The sequence below is a fragment of the Nostoc sp. MG11 genome (assembly GCF_014904695.1).
Lineage (GTDB): Bacteria > Cyanobacteriota > Cyanobacteriia > Cyanobacteriales > Nostocaceae > Komarekiella.
Map to the genome: position 1 here is coordinate 1 of NZ_JACXXN010000170.1, position 1,430 is coordinate 1,430.

General features: G+C 36.2%; 3 protein-coding genes. All 3 read right to left on the reverse strand.

From position 1 onward, the window contains the following. Nucleotides 1-131: 131 nt before the first annotated feature. The 3 genes from HCR01_RS37860 to HCR01_RS37870 are packed head-to-tail and all read right to left on the reverse strand — an operon-like array spanning nt 132 to nt 1,076. Complete coding sequence (locus tag HCR01_RS37860) at nt 132-296, reverse strand: hypothetical protein (protein ID WP_193201005.1); 165 nt, start codon at nt 294-296, stop codon at nt 132-134. Nucleotides 297-303: 7 nt separating this feature from the next. Beyond that, nucleotides 304-795, reverse strand: a complete 492-nt coding sequence (locus HCR01_RS37865) for a class I SAM-dependent methyltransferase (protein WP_193201006.1) — start codon at nt 793-795, stop codon at nt 304-306. Then, nucleotides 765-1,076, reverse strand: a complete 312-nt coding sequence (locus HCR01_RS37870) for a hypothetical protein (RefSeq protein WP_193201007.1) — start codon at nt 1,074-1,076, stop codon at nt 765-767. Before HCR01_RS37870 ends, HCR01_RS37865 begins: the two co-directional genes overlap by 31 nt. Nucleotides 1,077-1,430 lie beyond the last annotated feature (354 nt).

Here is a 1,430-nt window from a genome sequence, read left to right on the forward strand (position 1 = left end):
ATACCTAAAATATTAGATAGATTCACAATATTTTATGGCTACACTTCTCGCTCTCCAAAACACCCTTTTTATTGTAAACGTCCTCTGCTTGGCGAGAATTCATTAATAATTACTGCAAAGCTTTCCGAAACTCAAAAGCAGTGTGTTTTTTGGTAATGAGCCTGGGTATTAAGACTGACACCAACTACTAATGGTTTGCTTCGGTAGCCAGAATTATCCCATTGTTCCACCGATGCGTAGAAAGAGTCCATATCTACGTGATTAATCTTCCTCCGTAAGGTTAGCCACTGAAGCATCGGAACTTTACACCGAGCGATTCTTTATACATAAATAGATATCTTCTCTGTCTGGCAAGCAGTGTTTGAGAATATTTTCTTGTTTTAATTCCTTTACATAGTCTATAACTTCAACTGTAAAACCAGCTTTTTCCAACCTATCTTTATAATCGAGTCCATAAACTCTTACATGGTCATCTTTACCAAAAAAGTATTCTTTGTCTTTAGGAGAAGTAATACTGAAATCCTCAAATGTTGTTTTTCTTTCGTAATCAAGCGGTACTTGTAAGATTGCCCAACCACCAGGCTTGAGGACTCTAAATAACTCACACATTGCTTTGTGGTCTTCAGGGATATGTTCTAAAACGTGGTTACACAAAATAACGTCATATAAATTATCTGGTTGATGAATATTTGTAATATCCATTTCAACTGTTGCAAATGGAGCATTCAAACCGGCACCAGTATATTCAATTAACGGTAGAGAATTTAATGCTTTCCAGAAAAAAACTCCGGGCAAATGTGAAGAACTCTTAAGTCTTTCACAAACAAATTAGTTTTATTCTTCAAATACATCCACAGTAAACGATGTCGTTCTAACGAATTACATTTAGGACATACGGCATTTTGCCTTTTATTAACACCACCAGTCCGAAATTTACGAAATACTCCTCCGCAACAAGGGCAAGTATATTGCTGACCTGCATACCAAATTGATTGTAGTTCTCCAGTGAAGTGTATAACAGTAGGCAGAATCTGCTTTGGCAGGATTTGTTTAGCTAAGTCTCGGATATAGGACATAATATTAAATTATTCTCCAATATAATATGAAGGAAGTTAAGCTTTTTCACTCTAAATTAACTCTCACCACTTCCGACAAATGTATATAAGGATATCTAAGCTTTTTCAGCTTAGATACCCCAGATTTTCTTCACTATATTCGAGATCCAGCATGATGATAACAGCTTATCGGCTGTCTTCTATTTTGGAAATATACTTGAAGTTAGATTAGTAATTCATACTTAAGTTAGTTGCCCAAAATCTCAACTTTAGAAACTTATCTAATGCGGGCTTGTCGAGAGTCAGACCAAATATCAGACACTTCTTCCAAAGCACTTAGGTGCTGGAAGCGACGAAACACTACCTGGAATGTAC

Excerpts from the sequence above, each read along its gene's own strand:
- HCR01_RS37860 (WP_193201005.1), bottom strand. The coding sequence starts at position 296 with ATGCTTCAGTGGCTAACCTTACGGAGGAAGATTAATCACGTAGATATG.
- HCR01_RS37870 (WP_193201007.1), bottom strand. The coding sequence starts at position 1,076 with ATGTCCTATATCCGAGACTTAGCTAAACAAATCCTGCCAAAGCAGATT.